General features: G+C 37.3%; 15 protein-coding genes and 1 tRNA gene. 10 read left to right on the top strand and 6 right to left on the bottom strand.

Annotation, left to right across the window (positions count from 1 at the left end):
* Positions 1 to 270: 270 nt before the first annotated feature.
* Complete coding sequence (polA, locus tag KJS36_RS10615; protein WP_213536891.1) at positions 271 to 2,904, top strand: DNA polymerase I; 2,634 nt, start codon at positions 271 to 273, stop codon at positions 2,902 to 2,904.
* A 36-nt stretch (positions 2,905 to 2,940) separates the two neighbouring features.
* Here the strand turns inward: polA and KJS36_RS10610 are convergent, their stop codons facing one another.
* The 4 genes from KJS36_RS10610 to KJS36_RS10595 form a co-directional block, all read right to left on the bottom strand.
* Complete coding sequence (locus KJS36_RS10610) at positions 2,941 to 3,114, bottom strand: hypothetical protein (protein ID WP_213536890.1); 174 nt, start codon at positions 3,112 to 3,114, stop codon at positions 2,941 to 2,943.
* Entirely contained in the window at positions 3,115 to 3,357 is a 243-nt protein-coding gene (locus tag KJS36_RS10605; RefSeq protein ID WP_213536889.1) for a hypothetical protein, read from the bottom strand.
* A gap of 12 nt (positions 3,358 to 3,369) precedes the next feature.
* The gene (locus KJS36_RS10600) at positions 3,370 to 3,585 is read right to left on the bottom strand and encodes a hypothetical protein (protein WP_373306166.1); all 216 of its coding nucleotides are present in this window, start codon (positions 3,583 to 3,585) and stop codon (positions 3,370 to 3,372) included.
* A gap of 164 nt (positions 3,586 to 3,749) precedes the next feature.
* Positions 3,750 to 4,547 carry a DNA/RNA non-specific endonuclease gene (locus tag KJS36_RS10595; RefSeq protein ID WP_213536888.1) on the bottom strand — a complete coding sequence of 266 codons (798 nt, stop codon included), beginning with the start codon at positions 4,545 to 4,547 and terminating at the stop codon, positions 3,750 to 3,752.
* A gap of 73 nt (positions 4,548 to 4,620) precedes the next feature.
* Here KJS36_RS10595 and KJS36_RS10590 point away from each other — a divergent pair, with 73 nt between their 5' ends.
* Positions 4,621 to 5,061 (top strand): CoA-binding protein, encoded by a 441-nt coding sequence (locus tag KJS36_RS10590; protein WP_213536887.1) that lies wholly within the window; start codon positions 4,621 to 4,623, stop codon positions 5,059 to 5,061.
* An 83-nt stretch (positions 5,062 to 5,144) separates the two neighbouring features.
* On the opposite strand, the gene KJS36_RS10585 is transcribed toward KJS36_RS10590, so the two are convergent.
* Positions 5,145 to 5,819: a DUF975 family protein gene (locus KJS36_RS10585; protein ID WP_213536886.1), complete on the bottom strand. Its 675-nt coding sequence runs from the start codon at positions 5,817 to 5,819 to the stop codon at positions 5,145 to 5,147.
* A 202-nt stretch (positions 5,820 to 6,021) separates the two neighbouring features.
* Between KJS36_RS10585 and tgt the strand changes: the two genes are divergently transcribed.
* The 8 genes from tgt (at position 6,022) to KJS36_RS10545 (ending at position 14,449) form a co-directional block, all read left to right on the top strand.
* Complete coding sequence (gene tgt / locus KJS36_RS10580; protein WP_213536885.1) at positions 6,022 to 7,170, top strand: tRNA guanosine(34) transglycosylase Tgt; 1,149 nt, start codon at positions 6,022 to 6,024, stop codon at positions 7,168 to 7,170.
* 161 nt (positions 7,171 to 7,331) lie between these two features.
* Positions 7,332 to 7,404, top strand: a tRNA-Thr gene (locus KJS36_RS10575).
* Between the two features lie 247 nt (positions 7,405 to 7,651).
* Positions 7,652 to 7,996, top strand: a complete 345-nt coding sequence (locus KJS36_RS10570; RefSeq protein WP_213536884.1) for a hypothetical protein — start codon at positions 7,652 to 7,654, stop codon at positions 7,994 to 7,996.
* 9 nt (positions 7,997 to 8,005) lie between these two features.
* On the top strand, positions 8,006 to 9,982 hold the full coding sequence (locus tag KJS36_RS10565; RefSeq protein ID WP_213536883.1) for a DUF1430 domain-containing protein: 1,977 nt from the start codon (positions 8,006 to 8,008) through the stop codon (positions 9,980 to 9,982).
* A 1-nt stretch (position 9,983) separates the two neighbouring features.
* A complete protein-coding gene (locus KJS36_RS10560; RefSeq protein WP_213536882.1) occupies positions 9,984 to 10,619 on the top strand; it encodes an ABC transporter ATP-binding protein in 636 nt (211 codons plus the stop codon).
* Between the two features lie 144 nt (positions 10,620 to 10,763).
* On the top strand, positions 10,764 to 12,716 hold the full coding sequence (locus KJS36_RS10555; protein WP_213536881.1) for an alpha-amylase family glycosyl hydrolase: 1,953 nt from the start codon (positions 10,764 to 10,766) through the stop codon (positions 12,714 to 12,716).
* A gap of 101 nt (positions 12,717 to 12,817) precedes the next feature.
* A complete protein-coding gene (locus KJS36_RS10550; RefSeq protein ID WP_213536880.1) occupies positions 12,818 to 13,615 on the top strand; it encodes an SDR family NAD(P)-dependent oxidoreductase in 798 nt (265 codons plus the stop codon).
* Positions 13,616 to 13,702: 87 nt separating this feature from the next.
* Positions 13,703 to 14,449: a tRNA1(Val) (adenine(37)-N6)-methyltransferase gene (locus tag KJS36_RS10545; protein ID WP_213536879.1), complete on the top strand. Its 747-nt coding sequence runs from the start codon at positions 13,703 to 13,705 to the stop codon at positions 14,447 to 14,449.
* Positions 14,450 to 14,523: 74 nt separating this feature from the next.
* Here the strand turns inward: KJS36_RS10545 and KJS36_RS10540 are convergent, their stop codons facing one another.
* Complete coding sequence (locus KJS36_RS10540) at positions 14,524 to 15,549, bottom strand: hypothetical protein (protein ID WP_213536878.1); 1,026 nt, start codon at positions 15,547 to 15,549, stop codon at positions 14,524 to 14,526.
* Positions 15,550 to 15,566 lie beyond the last annotated feature (17 nt).

Below are 15,566 nucleotides of genomic sequence, written 5' to 3'. Positions count from 1 at the left end.
GAACACAGAAGTTAAGTCCATCCACGGCGGAAGTACTTGGAGGTTGCCTCCTGGGAGATAGGCTAGTTGCCAAGTGAATAATAAGAGACTTTGGTCTCTTTTTGTTTATTATTTCTATAAATGTTTTTTGGCATAGGGAAGTTGTTGTGAGCTTGTTTTGTATTCAGAACAAATAGACAACGTGGAGATAGTTCATACCAAAAAAATTATAATGTGGGGAAGCGGAGTGCTTCCTTTTTTTGTTGGGATTTTTAAGGTATAATGAGAGATATGGAAAATAAGAATAGATTATTATTGATTGATGGTTCGTCGGTGGCTTTTCGGGCATTTTTTGCTTTGTATCATCAGATTGATCGCTTTGTGGCGCCAAGTGGGCTGCATACTAATGCGATATATGGTTTTCATTTGATGTTGACAAATCTGCTGGAGCGCTTGCAACCTACGCACGTGCTGATTGCTTTTGATGCGGGGAAGACGACTTTTCGGACGGAAATGTTTGCAGATTATAAAGGTGGACGTGCGAAGACGCCGGATGAGTTTCGTGAACAATTACCTTTTATTAAGGAAATGATTGAAAAGCTGGGTTTGACGCACTATGAGCTGGCAAATTATGAAGCGGATGATATTATTGGAACCTTGGATAAGTTGGCTGAGGTGCCTGATGTGGCTTTTGACGTGACGATTGTGACGGGCGATAAGGATTTGATTCAGCTGGTGGATAGCAATACGACGGTTGAGATTTCTAAGAAAGGTGTGGGGGAGTTCGAGGCTTGGACACCAGAGGTTTTGCAGGAAAAAATGGGACTTTCAACGGCGCAATTTGTTGATTTGAAAGCGCTGATGGGCGATAATTCGGATAATTATCCTGGTGTGACGAAGGTGGGTGAGAAGACGGCGCTGAATTTGTTGCACGAATGGGGTTCGCTGGATAATCTTTATGAAAATGTGGATTCTCTGAAGAAGTCGAAAATGAAAGAGAATTTGATTGCCGACCGTGAGATGGCTTATTTGTCGAAGACTTTGGCGACAATCAATGTGACGTCGCCGATTGAAATTGGGCTGGACGATACGATTTATCATGATGCGAAACAAGATGAGCTGTTGAAATTTTATGATGAGATGGGATTTGTGCAATTTCGGGCAAAATTACTGGAAAATTCTGCTGAAAATATTTTTGACAGTTCTGTCAAAAAATCTGAGATTGAGTTTGAGGTGGTCAGCGCGGAAAATGAGATTTCTGTCAAAAAAGATGATTTCTTTTATCTCGAGATTTTTGGGGAAAATTATCATAAAGAGGAAATTGTCGGTTTTGCTTGGGGAAATGCGGATAAAATCTTTGTATCAAAGGATTTGACAGTTCTGTCAAAAATGGATTTTCCTGAAAATACGTATGATTTCAAGAAAAATCGCGTGTTGCTCAATCGTTTGGGACGGGAATTGCCGCTGGTCAGTTTTGACAGTATGCTCGCGAAATACCTGCTTTCTACGACTGAGGATAATAAAATCTCAACCATCGCGCGCTTGTTTGCTAGTGAAAATTTAGCAAGCGACGACGAAGTTTATGGAAAAGGTGTCAAACGTGCGCTTCCTGAAGATGATGTTTTCTTTGCTCATTTGGCGCGGAAAATCCGTGTGCTTGTGGAAACGAAAGAAAAACTTTTGACAGGTTTGTCAGAAAATGAGCAGCTGCCACTTTTGACAGAAATGGAATTGCCGCTTGCGGAAGTTTTGGCGAAAATGGAAATTGCTGGAATTAGCGCCAAACAGGAAACGCTGGAAGAAATCGGCGCGGAAAATGAGGAACGTTTGTCTGCATTGACAGCCGAAATCTACGAACTTGCTGGCGAAGAATTCAATATTAATTCGCCAAAGCAGTTGGGCGTGATTTTGTTTGAAAAGTTGGAATTACCGCACGGTAAGAAGACGAAAACAGGTTATTCGACAGCGGTTGATGTGCTGGAAAATCTGGCTGCAACGGCACCGATTGTCGCCAAAATCTTGGAATATCGCCAAGTTGCCAAGGTGCAATCAACTTATGTGCAAGGTTTAATTCCTGAAATCGCTGCTGATGGGAAAATCCATACACGTTATGTGCAAGACCTCACGCAGACAGGTCGTTTGTCATCTGTTGCGCCGAATTTGCAGAATATTCCTGTGCGCCTTGAAGAAGGTCGAAAAATCAGGAAAGCCTTTGTGCCGAGTGCTGACAGCGTGTTGCTGAGTTCCGACTATTCGCAGATTGAGTTGCGAGTGCTGGCGCACATTGCACAGGATCCGAACTTGATTGAAGCTTTCAAGGAGGATCAGGATATTCACACGAGTACGGCGATGCGCGTTTTCGGGATTGAAAAAGCCGAGGATGTCACGCCAAATGACCGGCGCAACGCGAAAGCTGTCAATTTCGGGATTTCCTACGGTGAGACGGACTTCGGGCTGGCACGGCGCTTGGGAATTGACCGCAAAGAAGCACGCAAATTCATTGATATGTATTTTGACCGCTATCCTGAAGTGGCAAATTATATCGAAGCGACCATTCGTGATGCTCGTGATAAAGGCTTTGTCAGTACAATGTTTAACCGCCGCCGCAAGCTCCCAGAAATCAATTCACGGAACTTCAATATCCGAAACGGTGCTGAACGTCAGGCGATTAACGCACCGATTCAAGGTTCTGCTGGCGATATTTTGAAAATTGCCATGATTAATCTTAATCGCGCTCTGCTGGCAGGAAATTTCCAGACGAAAATGCTTTTGCAAGTACACGATGAAATCATTCTCGATGTGCCAAATGCTGAGCTGGACGAGATAAAAGCACTGGTCAAATCAACGATGGAAGATGCTGTTGAGTTGTCAGTTCCATTGAAAGTCGAAGAAAATACAGGAATGACTTGGTACGAAGCAAAATGATAAAAAAACACTGACAAAATTTATGTCAGTGTTTTTTTAAAATAGATTTAGGAAAATATTAAGTATAAAACCAATCCCACCTTGAGTAACGTAGTAGCCCCAACTTTCAGGACTTTTTTTGCGAAATAGCAATTTACGAATACTAGCATAAATTAGAGAAAAGACGGGGACGACAATGAGAGCAACTAAAATAATCCCTAGAATTTCCATTTAACGTTTTCCTTTAAACTTTCCGAGAAGCCAGACAACCAGCGCGACAATCGCCACAAATATCCAAAAATGTGGATTAAACAGGAGCATGATTCCCGCGAAAATAATCCGCAAAATCAGTAAAAGAACGAAAATCGGAAGCACAATGCGATAGAAAACTTGCCAGGCAATCACACCAAATACGGCAAGGAAAATTGACACGATAAAGGCGAGGACGACCAAGCCAAATAGAAAACTAAACATAGCAACTCCTTTCTAGTAGCGCCGTTGACGTTTGACGGTGCCAATCAGCCAGACGAAGAACGCAACAACGAGCAACGCGCCCCAGAAATGAGGACTGAATAGCAACATCAAACCACCCAAAATCATTCGCAACACAAACAAAATCAGTAAAACTGGTAAAATATATTTGAAAAAACCTTTGATGACTGCAAAAACAATCAACGCGGCAAATAGTAAGAAAAGCATCATATTTCCTCCAAAATTTTATTCCTGTAATTCTTTATATTTTTATTATAGCAAGAAAAAAGACTGATTTTTTCAGCCTTTTGTATGAAAAATTTTTTTGACAGCTTTGTCAAAAAGTTTTATGGCAAAATGAGCAGTTTAGATTTTTTGACAAAGCTGTCAAAAAATTAATAAGCCCGAGAAACCGTATTTGTCGCTGTTCCTGTCGCATAATCAATCTTAGCATTTGGCGAAATATTGTCCAGCACAACGACCGTTGCGCCGTCATTGCCAGATTTCTCGCGTCCGCCGCCGAGTTTAATCTGGAGTTTGTCACCGTGACTGTCATAGCCAACATAAGCCAGCCGAATTTGCCGCGGCACAAGCTCATTTCCCTTGTAAAGTGGTGTCACCTGATAATCCAGATAGTAGCTAGGGTGATTGTAAAGCCAGTTGTCCAGCCGATTTTCATAGTAGAGCATACTGGCATTGTTGCTATCATTTGTACCAGTATAGTTGCCACCATTGAACCACGCCGTTTCTGGCACAAGATTGCGCGCTTCATTATTCAACCCACAAAACTGATAACCGACCAAGTGTCCACGTGCCATCAACCACATTCGCCCAGTATCGCCATCATCTTTTTTGAAATAAAAATCATAGTTGTGCCAGCCTACAGGATTATAAGTCAGAGGTTCACGTTTCACCTCAGGCTCCTGCGAATTTTTCAACTGAATATGTGAATTTACCGCACGTCCGAGCGCATCATTATTAGTCATGACCAGCTGATGTTTATTTTCAAATGGCAAAGGTTTCTGCGCCACCGAAGTCGCCAAAACCTTGCCAGAAGAAACAGATTGTGTAGTAGAAGTTGAGGAATTGTCAGAATGCAATTTATCCGCAGAAAAATAACCAATTCCCAGTGCAATAATAACAACTAACAGCCCAGCAAACGAAGCTTGTGATTTTTTACGTTTCTTATTCATAGCTTAATTATAGCATGAAGTGGTATAATTACTATAGATTACGAAAAGTTATCATAGAAAAAAGGAGAATTTTATGACCTACGAATTTCAAAACCCAAGCATGGAAGTTATCCGCACTTATCTTGAAAAGTCCAAAACGATTGCAGTTGTCGGCATCTCAGACCGGACAGACCGCTCTAGCTATATGGTTGCCAAAGCTTTGCAGGACAATGGTTACACGATAATTCCTGTCAATCCAAAACTGGCAGGCACGACATTACTAGGCGAAAAAGTTTATGCGAGCCTCGCAGATATTCCCGTTCACATTGATATCGTTGACGTTTTTCGCCGTAATGAATTTCTGGCAGATGTCGCTCGCGAATTTTTGAAAACAGATGCCGATATTTTCTGGGTACAACAAGGACTTCAGAGTGAAGAAGCAGAGCAGATTTTACGCGAAGCAGGACGCAATGACATTGTCATGAACCTCTGTATCAAAGTTGCTTACGCATTGACAGGATTAGCCAAAAAGTAATTTTGACAATTCTGTCAAAAATAAAAACTTCCTCAACAGGAAGTTTTTTTAGTCACAATATTTTTGACAAAACTGTCAAAAAATTATTTCAGATTTTCATAGTAAGCAACTAGGCTCATATTGATATAAGGTGTTGTCCAAAAGCCAACCAGTCCAGAAGTAATACCAATTAAAAGTCCCCAGCCAATAAAGCTCAACAAGAAAACAAAGAAATTCCCACGAGAACCGCGCATTACCTCAGCAGAACCATGCAAAACACCCATCACACCATGATAAGTTCCATTTTCAAGTTGATCATAAAGCACATAATTCGCCTGTGACCAGCCAAGACTAAGATAGATAGCAAAAGGAATACCAACGATAGTGAAAGTAAGCAATATCACAAGAATTCCCTTAACAACGCTCAGAAGTAAAATTTTTACCCAAGAACCATCAGAAAAAGGAATAAAAATATTGCTAAATTGAGGATTTTCACGTTCCTTACGGAAAATTTTAATGTAGTTGAAAATAGCACCAACAGTGATGATATTAACAATCAATCCAATAATAACTGTAAATAATAAGGAAACTCCAATGACACCTAAAGCCGCAAGCGTAGCAGTAGCAGTAGCGTTAGAGTGCTGTTCAAAATGTGTCCGAATGCTATTTCCCGTTGTAAAGATTCCATAAAGAATAGGAATAATAAACAGCAACATCTTGTTTCCAAAGTTTTCATGTAACGCAGCTTTTGCTTGCGCCTTAATTTCGTAACGTTCCATAATGCTTCTCCTTCAAAAATTTAAAATATGTAATAAATAATCTACGACCTTATTTTAACATAAATTCAAAGATTTTACCTTACAATATTGTAAGATTCACTTAATTATCATAAAAAATAAGCTGTAAAAGCTAGGGAAATTTTGATATACTTATAAGTGCTGATTTAAGAAAAAGAACAATTAAAATAGAACGGATTTATCCATGACAGAACACGCAATAAAATATCGTCTCATCAAAAAAGAAAAACATACAGGAGCAAGACTTGGAGAAATTATCACGCCACACGGCACATTTCCCACACCAATGTTCATGCCCGTAGGCACACAAGCCACAGTCAAAACTCAATCTCCTGAAGAACTCAAAGAAATGGGCTCAGGCATTATTTTGGCAAATACCTACCATCTTTGGAATCGACCAGGAGATGAACTCATCGCTGAAGCTGGTGGTTTACACAAATTCATGAACTGGAATCAACCCATTCTCACAGATAGCGGCGGTTTCCAAGTTTATAGCCTCGTAGAAAACAAAAAAAATATCAGCGAAGAAGGCGTCAAATTTAAAAGTCATCTTGACGGCTCAAACCTCTTTCTCTCCCCAGAAAAAGCCATTCAAATCCAAAATAATCTTGGCAGTGATATCATGATGAGTTTTGATGAATGTCCACAATTTTACCAACCTTATGATTATGTCAAAGCTTCTGTCGAACGTACCTCACGTTGGGCAGAGCGCGGACTTAATGCGCACCAACGTTGGCATGACCAAGGACTTTTCGGTATCGTTCAAGGTGCAGGATTTGAAGACCTCCGCAAACAATCTGCGAGAGACCTTACCAGTATGGACTTTTCAGGATATTCCATCGGCGGACTTGCTGTTGGAGAAAGTCATCAAGAAATGAACACCGTGCTTGATTTTACCACTCAACTGTTGCCAGAAGATAAACCGCGTTACCTCATGGGCGTTGGTGCGCCAGATAGCCTGATTGACGGTGTTATCCGTGGGATTGATATGTTTGACTGTGTGCTCCCTACCCGTATCGCCAGAAATGGTACCCTCATGACAAGTTTTGGACGCGTAAATATCAGAAATGCCAAGTACGAACACGACTTCACAGCACTTGATCCAGAGTGTGATTGCTATACTTGTCGCAACTATTCGCGCGCCTATCTTCGTCATCTGATCAAAGCCGACGAAACCTTCGGTTTACGCCTATGTAGCTATCATAACCTCTATTTCCTCGTCAACCTCATGAAACGCACACGTCAAGCAATCATGGACGATAATCTCCTAGAATTTCGTGAAGATTTCTGTGAAAAATACGGCTACAACAAAGAAAATGCCAAAGATTTTTAAAAAATAAAAATAAGACTTTTTAAAAGTCTTATTTTTTCATTCACAGAAGAAGCTAATAATAAGCAAACGGAAGCAACGCACATCTTTGCGCATTGATACTTGCAAAATCAACAAAAAATTTGATATAATATAATGGTTGTCACACGACAATCATTTATTGTGCCGACTTAGCTCAGTCGGTAGAGCACTTCACTCGTAACGAAGGGGTCGTAGGTTCGATTCCTATAGTCGGCATAAATAAAACTAGCTTAGTCTTAAGACTGAGCTAGTTTTTTATATGAATTATCAATATTATAATATCTATTTGTGGTTTAAAATAGAATAAATGTACAAAAAGAAAATAAGAACATTGAAATGTTAAGCGTTTATTATAATAAGCCCTTGAAAAATAATTAAAAAAGATTTAATATAAAAACAAGTTCAATATATCACAAATATTTTTTATATTTGGGATAAAGAACTTTGAAAGAAGATAAAAAGTATGGAGATGACATGGACACGAGCATCTTTCAGAAGAAGAAGCATTAAGAAAAAGATAATACTTGCCACGGTATTATTATCATTTGGAATTGCAGGTACGGTTTTTGCTTCAGCGCAAATATTTGTTGTGGGAGGTTGGAATACTGCCTATACGGATAGATTTAGTCCTACGATTGGACAAGCAAAAGGCTATGACAATGCTAAAATTAATAAAATCCACTATAGTTGGGTAAAACTTGGAAGCAAAGAAGGAGTTAGTTCTGTTGTTTTATCTAACAAAATTTCATATGCTAAAGTTATAGGCGCTTGGAATGCACCATTAAATGGTTGGTATGTTAAATTGTAAGGAGAAACTATGAATAAGGCAATTAAATTTGTGTTCCTTATCCTATTTGCTGTGATTTCGTTTTCTGCCGCTAATATGACCAAAAATGATTTAGCTGACTCACAAATTACACGACTATACGATGTACAAGGCTATACACAAATATATCTTCCCTCATCCATTGACACGAATAAAGAGTTAGTTTCTCTTATGAAGAGTGTATCAGAAAAAACTGGTACATCTTTTCTTTTTAGGAGTGTTTATATAGGAGCAAAAAACGATGGGAGAGGAAATGCAAATTTATTAAAAGATAAAAATAATGTTATTTTTTTCAGAAGTGACTATCAATCTCAAAATAAAAAAGTTCTTCTTTCTCATGGTTTTAGCTATGATTTTTGGAATGAACCATTATCTAAAATATCTTCTGTTCAACTAAGCAGGAGTGATATTTATGTTAAAAATAAAAAACTTAACGAGACACTTCAAGAGCTTTCAAACGCATTAAATCAAAAATATGCAATAAAAATAAGCGCAAAAAAATTAAAAATTCATCCGAATAGTCTTCCCCCAACGAGCGCGACTGATTTTATCTCCTATAATAATAGTAATTTGATTTTATTTATAAATATCTCAATTATCTTTTTTGGAATTTTCTTATTTATCTGGCTTGTTGAAAATAATAAATCCATTGCAATTTATCGTTTAAATGGTATGAGCACCTACAAAATAGGAAAGCAATTATTTTTGGGAGATTTTATTATTGTTTCTCTAGTTGTTTATTTATTGGCAAGTTTACTGATTTTTAAAAGTTTTAGTCTTCACTATACGGTTCAGATAGCGCTTCTTAACCTGATAGTTAGTTTTGTTTCTTATGTTTCAATAGCGATTGTATCAGGTTTTTCTCTTATCAATCAACTTAATTCAAAATCTTTTCTTAGATACAGCTATTATATACTTTATGGAGTAAAAGTTTTTGTATTTTTAGTAACAGTTTCAACAACGGCTTCATTACTTTATTTTGTAAATAGTAATACAGAAACAAATTCTAAGATTGGACAAGAATATGGTGTACTTTATCCAGAATATGTGGGGTATAATCTGAATAATAATAATATAATTCCTAAATCTTCTGTTAGTTTATTTGATTATGCAGAAAAACACGAAGGACTTTATGTTAATTTATTATCTGCTAATAATGGAGGTGCTTTCCATGTTTTACAAGTTAATGATAACTATCTTTTGAAGTTTCCAATAATTTCTGCTGATAATCGAAAGATTAAAATCACCACTCAAGAAAAATCAGGAATTGTTCTGATTGATGAAAAATATAAGTCTAAACTATCAAAAATAAAAAAGGATTATAGCTTTGCAGATTCATTTTCTAACTCAAAAGTTAAATATTATTTTATTAAAGATAATCAAAAAGTGCAGCTCTTAGATGGGAATAATAGTAAAATTATCCCAGATGTACTAGAAGTTTATACTTTGAAAAATGCAGGAAAAAATACTGATTTTCTATACAATACAGTATTAAAATTCAAAATACACAAGTCAAAAGATAAAACCTATGAAAAAATTTCTCAAATTTTGAATGGTATGGGAGAGTTAGAGACTCAGCCCTCAATGGTTACTGTCAATAACATGAATAAAGCAAACGCTTTGTCATCGGTTGGGAATCCTTGGAGTTATGCAGTTACAAATGGATTGGTTGTTATCATTTTTCTTTCAATGATTTTAGCGACTACGGTTTTTTACTTTGAAAATTACAAAAAGAAAATTGCAGTGAAAAGGTTATATGGGATTTCTTTCTTTTCAACTTATAAATCTCTTTTTGTGCTTGTGATTTCACAAGGGATTTTATACTTTGCTTATGCTTTAACCCAAAGCGATGTTGCTGTGACTTTAGAAGCGTTAATGTTTTATTTTATTATAGAAATCCTGATTATTACTTTGATACTGATAAAACTACAAAAACATCTATTTTTGAACGTACTAAAAGGAGAGTAAAATGATTGAAATTGAAGAATTGACAAAAAGCTACAAAGGACATACGATCTTTGATAAGCTCAATTTAAAAATCCCAAAAGGAAAAATGACAGCCATTTATGGTGCAAGTGGAGCTGGTAAATCTACTCTTTTGAATATTATTGGAATGATTGAAGATTATGATGATGGAAAATACTATTTTGAAGGAAAATTTGCGCCAGCGTATAACAGCCCAGCTGCTCTAAAATTAAGACGAAAGCATATTTCCTATCTTTTTCAAAATTTTGCACTGATAGAAGATGAAAGTATTGAAAAAAATTTATTGATTGCTTTAAGCTACATCAAACTTTCTATGAGCCAAAAACGAAAGAAAATGAAAGAAATTTTAAAACAAGTTCATATTGACCATCGCTTAAATACAAAAGTCTATAGTTTATCTGGTGGAGAAAAGCAAAGAGTAGCTGTGGCACGTGCATTGCTAAAAGAAAGCGAATTGATTTTAGCAGATGAACCGACAGGTTCATTAGATGAAAAAAATAGAAATGAAGTCGTTGATTTATTGAGAAAAGAAGTTGAAAAAGGAAAAACAGTTGTGATTGTGACACATGACCCATATGTAAGAAAGAAAAGTGATTTAGTGATTGAAATTGGTTCATAAAAGAAAAAATAAAAATACAAAGAAAAATCTTTGTGTTTTTTCATATTTTTATTATGAAAACCTTTCCAAAAATGGTAGAATAGAGGGAGATGATGTTTGCATATTTTGTGAATAGTTTTCAATAAAAAAAGAGGAGGTTTTGTGATGCCTTTGAATATTTTGGATTATGACCCATATTTGGAGCCTTTCAAGTCGGATTTGGAATTACGAATGTGGGAGTTTGCCCGTGCAAAGAAGCGACTTTTGGGAGTGAATGGAACGTTGTTAGACTTTGCAAATGGTTATAAGTATTTTGGTTTTCAACAGGAGAAAAATAACTGGACATTTCGGGAATGGGCGCCTAATGCTGAAAGAGCTTATCTTGTCGGCGATTTTAATGGTTGGAATCATGATGGTTATGAGATGAAGGCAAGTTACGGTGGTGTTTGGGAACTTGTCACACCGGGACTTTTGCCAGTTGGTAGTAAGGTAAAAGTTGAACTTGTAGTTAATGGAAGTTCAGTCTTTCGTGTGCCAAGCTATATCATGTATGCCGTTCCCAATGAAACACATCAATTGGACGGTGTGATTATTCAACCAACCTATGAGTTTAAAAATATAGCTCCAAAATTAAAAGAAGCGCCATTGATTTATGAGGCACATATTGGAATTTCTAGTGAAGACTATAAAATAAATAGTTATAAAGAATTTCAAAGAGATGTTTTGCCACGGATTAAAAAAGCAGGTTACAATACCATCCAACTCATGGCAATCATGGAACATCCTTTGTATGCAAGCTTTGGCTATCAAGTATCCAACTTTTTTGCGATTTCAAGCCGTTTTGGAACAGCAGACGAATTGATGGAATTGATTGATACAGCGCACGGTATGGGTTTGCGTGTCTTGCTTGATGTTGTGCATTCTCATGCGGTAAAAAATGTGGGTGATGGTCTTAATATGTTTGATGGAACGACGTCACAATATTTTCATGAAGGAGCGCGTGGCGAACATAAAGCTTGGAACACGAAACTTTTTAACTACGGAAAAGATGAAGTCATTCATTTCTTACTATCCAATCTGAAATTTTGGCTTGATGTGTATAAGTTTGACGGTTTCCGCTTTGATGGTGTGACTTCCATGCTTTATCATAATCATGGTTTGGGCACTGCATTCACAGATTATTCTAAGTATTTTAGCTTAAATACCGATGTTGAAGCCGTCACTTATCTGATGTTGGCAAATGAGTTGATCCGTCAGGTCAATCCAGATGCAACAACGATTGCTGAAGATATGTCGGGAATGCCGGGAATGGCGTTACCGATTTCCACTGGTGGAATTGGTTTTGATTATCGACTGAGCATGGGAATTCCTGATTTTTGGATAAAACAACTCAAAGAAAAATCAGATGATGAACTGGATTTGATGGCACTCTGGTGGGAACTAACAATACGACGTCCGGGAGAAAAAAATATTGGTTATGCTGAAAGTCATGACCAAGCCCTCGTTGGTGATAAGACAATTATGATGTGGCTTGCTGATGCTGCAATTTATGATAGTATGGATATCCACACGGACTCGCTGGTAATTTATCGTGCATTGGCTTTGCATAAACTCATCCGTCTAGTCACCTTTAGCCTTGCTGGCGAAGGCTATCTAAACTTTATGGGTAATGAATTTGGGCATCCAGAATGGCTAGATTTCCCACGTCCTGGTAATGGAGACGACTTCCAGCACGCACGCAGGCAATGGTCATTATCTGAAAACGAAGAGTTGCGCTTTAAATATCTGCTTGCTTTTGACCATGATATGGTGGAACTTGAACATCAGTATGAATTTATGGAAAAGCCAGATACTTTGCAACAGCGCTGGGTCAAAAATTCTGATAAATTGTTAGCTTATCAGAAAGGCGAACTATTATTTGTCTTTAACTTCAATCCAACTTTTGAGGAAAGATTGAGTCTTGATTTACCAGAACGTCCTGAGTTGATTTTTGATACAGATGATAATAAATATGGTGGCTTTGGCCCACGGAGTAGCTTTGGCTATAGCAAAGGCAAACTCAATATGGTACTCGCACCTCGGACAGCGATGGTGTTTAAAATTACAAATGAAGATTAAAATAGTAAAAATGCTTGAAAATAACATTCAAGCATTTTTATGTAAAGGATAATATATGTCACATCATGATAAAAGTGGGGAAAATAAAAAGAGGCTATTTAATGAAAGCATTAGTGACAGGCGCAAATAAGGGAATTGGTTTTGAAATTGCGCGGAGTTTGGCGAAAAAAGGTTACGAGATTTATGTCGGTGCGCGTGATGAAGTGCGTGGCGAAGCGGCGACTGAGAAGCTGCGAGAAGAAGGTTTCGTGGCGGACTTTGTCAAGATTGACTTGAATGATTTGGTGGCTTCTGATTTTGCGAAGATTTCTAGTTTGGATATTTTGGTGAATAATGCGGGGATTTCTGGGAAAATGGCAACGGGTCGGAGCGCGTATGATATGGGAAAATCTGCCTTTGATTATACGGCAGAGGAGTTGCAAGAGACCTTGTCGGTGAATTTTCTTGGGACACATGGTGTGATTTTGGCACTGCTTGATAAGCTGACGGATGAGGCAAAAATTTTGAATGTGACGATTCCGATTTCTGGAAATCCTTATTGGCAACCGCTGGCTTACATTACCTCGAAAGCGGCGCTCAATAGTATGACAATGGCGTTTGGTTATCAATTTATCAAAGATGGCAGTAAGAAGCAGATTTTTGGGGTGATGCCGGGTGCTGTGGCGACGGATTTGAATGGTATGTCAAAAATTGCTCCTGAAGAAATTCCTGCACAAGTGAAAACGCCAGAGAAGGCTGGTGCGCTGATTACGAGCTTTTTATTTGATGGAAAAAATCACAATGCGCAGATTATTAATTTTGACGGAACAGAAATTACCAGCTACGAGCCTGAAATGGGCTTTGCGGCGAAAGATATGGATGACCGTCAGAAAATGTTGCGTGAAATCTCCGAAAAATAGTTTTTGACAGTTCTGTCAAAAAAATTGTGGATAAAAAAGAGCAAAAGCTCTTTTTTATCTGCGGAAAATTTTGATATAATAAGAGCTATGAGTGAAATCAAGTTAAATTCTGATGAGCGGATTGATGAAATCGCGGGTTCGGAGATAAAAATTATACAAAGTCGGGAAGTTTTTTCCTTCGGAATTGATGCGGTTTTGTTGGCACGTTTTCCACGTTTGCCAAAACGAGGTCAAATCATTGATATGTGTGCAGGAAATGGCGCAGTTGGGCTGTTTGCAAGTGGTAGAACGCAGGCAAATATTGTCGAGATTGAACTACAAGAGCGTTTGGCAAATATGACAGAACGTTCGGTAAAATTGAATGATTTGACTGATCAGGTCACGGTTATCAATGATAATCTGAATAATGCCTTGAATTATCTTCATCCATCAAGTACAGATTTGATTTTTTGTAATCCGCCTTATTTTAAAGTTGATAAAAGCAGTCATATCAATGGAAATTATCATTATACATTGGCACGTCATGAGTTGATGACAAATCTTGATGAGATTTTTGAGATGAGTAAGAAGTTGCTGAAAAGTAATGGCAGGCTTGCAATGGTTCACCGTCCCGAACGTTTTTTGGAAGTTGTGGATAAGATGCGCGAGAATAATTTGCAACCTAAGAGAATTCAATTTGTCTATCCGAAAGTTGATCAACCTGCAAATATTTTGCTGATTGAAGCTATCAAAGATGGAAAAATTGGTGGAGAAGTTTTTTTACCACCGCTGATTGTGCATAAGTTAGACGGAACATACACAGATGAGGTCAAACAGATTTATTTTGATGAATAAAATTTTTTGACAAGTCTGTCAAAAATAAAAAAAGCTTCTGACAAACTTGTCAGAGGTTTTTTTATCATCAAATATTAAGTTGTAGCTTGTAAACTTTGTTGTGTCATGCTGTCAATCGCACTTTGTTCCAAATCTTGGATTGTTTTGGCTTGACTTGCGCTAGGAACTTTCACTGCTGATTTCACTTTTGCAACTTGTGAATTTACTGAAATCTTGAAAGAAACAGTATCTTTTGCTTTCTTATCTTCAATCTTACCAGTAATAACACTAGAAGATTTGTGTGTTTTAGAATTTATTTTTTCGACAATAGAGAGTGACTTGATAGAAGTATCACTTTTACCGCCTTTTAGAATTTTCTTCAGTTGGGCTTCAGAAATAGAGCTATTAACAGAAGCAGCACCTTTTATAACATCATCCAAATCGCCATTTTTAGCAGAAATTTTAGCTGTTACTGTATCACCACTTTGACTGAAGTCAGAATTATCCACATCTTTAAATGCTTTTGTCAAATCAGATTTGCTAGCTGTAGATTGAGAAAATAGACTGTTTAACTCAGATGACCAAGAAGTTACACCAGTGCTAGAATCAGAAGCTTTCAAACCAGCATCCATCGTTTCCTCATCAATTAAGAAATAAGGTGTGGTTAAACCTTTAAACATTGCATTGTAAACTTGTGCATCTTCGCCAGTATTTCCTGGGATTTGAGATTTATAAGTATTGAACAAACTTTTAACATCTGCACTATTCACATAAATTCCAGCTTCATTCATGATAAGTCCCAGATTGTAGTCTTTGCCATCAACAGTGACAGAACCGTCCAGACTTGCTGCTTTATTTTGAGAATCGCGTTGAACATTGATATCAAATGTTGAGTTTTTCAAATATTTGTTTAAATCAGTGGAATTTTCACCTGTGGCATTAAAGCTATTGATTTTCATCGTCACTTTATCAGAATTATAGCTCTTGTTATTTAATTCTGTAACATCGTTGATAAAAGCTTTTTTTGCAGCATCGCTATTTTTTGAACTTGAACAAGCGCTCAATGAGAAAGTTGCTAAAGCAATAGCACCAGCAGCGAGAATTGTTTTTTTCATTTTCATTTTAATCTCCTGAAATG

Source organism: Lactococcus nasutitermitis, assembly GCF_018403765.1.
Lineage (GTDB): Bacteria > Bacillota > Bacilli > Lactobacillales > Streptococcaceae > Lactococcus > Lactococcus nasutitermitis.
The sequence above is the reverse complement of the archived record's forward strand: the minus strand, read 5'-3'. Positions and strand labels throughout refer to the sequence as shown.

What these genes read in the sequence shown, in the direction of transcription:
- polA (WP_213536891.1), top strand. Translation starts at nt 271, where the DNA reads ATGGAAAATAAGAATAGATTATTATTGATTGATGGTTCGTCGGTGGCT.
- KJS36_RS10610 (WP_213536890.1), bottom strand. Translation starts at nt 3,114, where the DNA reads ATGGAAATTCTAGGGATTATTTTAGTTGCTCTCATTGTCGTCCCCGTC.
- KJS36_RS10605 (WP_213536889.1), bottom strand. Translation starts at nt 3,357, where the DNA reads ATGTTTAGTTTTCTATTTGGCTTGGTCGTCCTCGCCTTTATCGTGTCA.
- KJS36_RS10600 (WP_373306166.1), bottom strand. Translation starts at nt 3,585, where the DNA reads ATGATGCTTTTCTTACTATTTGCCGCGTTGATTGTTTTTGCAGTCATC.
- KJS36_RS10595 (WP_213536888.1), bottom strand. Translation starts at nt 4,547, where the DNA reads ATGAATAAGAAACGTAAAAAATCACAAGCTTCGTTTGCTGGGCTGTTA.
- KJS36_RS10590 (WP_213536887.1), top strand. Translation starts at nt 4,621, where the DNA reads ATGACCTACGAATTTCAAAACCCAAGCATGGAAGTTATCCGCACTTAT.
- KJS36_RS10585 (WP_213536886.1), bottom strand. Translation starts at nt 5,819, where the DNA reads ATGGAACGTTACGAAATTAAGGCGCAAGCAAAAGCTGCGTTACATGAA.
- tgt (WP_213536885.1), top strand. Translation starts at nt 6,022, where the DNA reads ATGACAGAACACGCAATAAAATATCGTCTCATCAAAAAAGAAAAACAT.
- KJS36_RS10570 (WP_213536884.1), top strand. Translation starts at nt 7,652, where the DNA reads ATGGAGATGACATGGACACGAGCATCTTTCAGAAGAAGAAGCATTAAG.
- KJS36_RS10565 (WP_213536883.1), top strand. Translation starts at nt 8,006, where the DNA reads ATGAATAAGGCAATTAAATTTGTGTTCCTTATCCTATTTGCTGTGATT.
- KJS36_RS10560 (WP_213536882.1), top strand. Translation starts at nt 9,984, where the DNA reads ATGATTGAAATTGAAGAATTGACAAAAAGCTACAAAGGACATACGATC.
- KJS36_RS10555 (WP_213536881.1), top strand. Translation starts at nt 10,764, where the DNA reads ATGCCTTTGAATATTTTGGATTATGACCCATATTTGGAGCCTTTCAAG.
- KJS36_RS10550 (WP_213536880.1), top strand. Translation starts at nt 12,818, where the DNA reads ATGAAAGCATTAGTGACAGGCGCAAATAAGGGAATTGGTTTTGAAATT.
- KJS36_RS10545 (WP_213536879.1), top strand. Translation starts at nt 13,703, where the DNA reads ATGAGTGAAATCAAGTTAAATTCTGATGAGCGGATTGATGAAATCGCG.
- KJS36_RS10540 (WP_213536878.1), bottom strand. Translation starts at nt 15,549, where the DNA reads ATGAAAATGAAAAAAACAATTCTCGCTGCTGGTGCTATTGCTTTAGCA.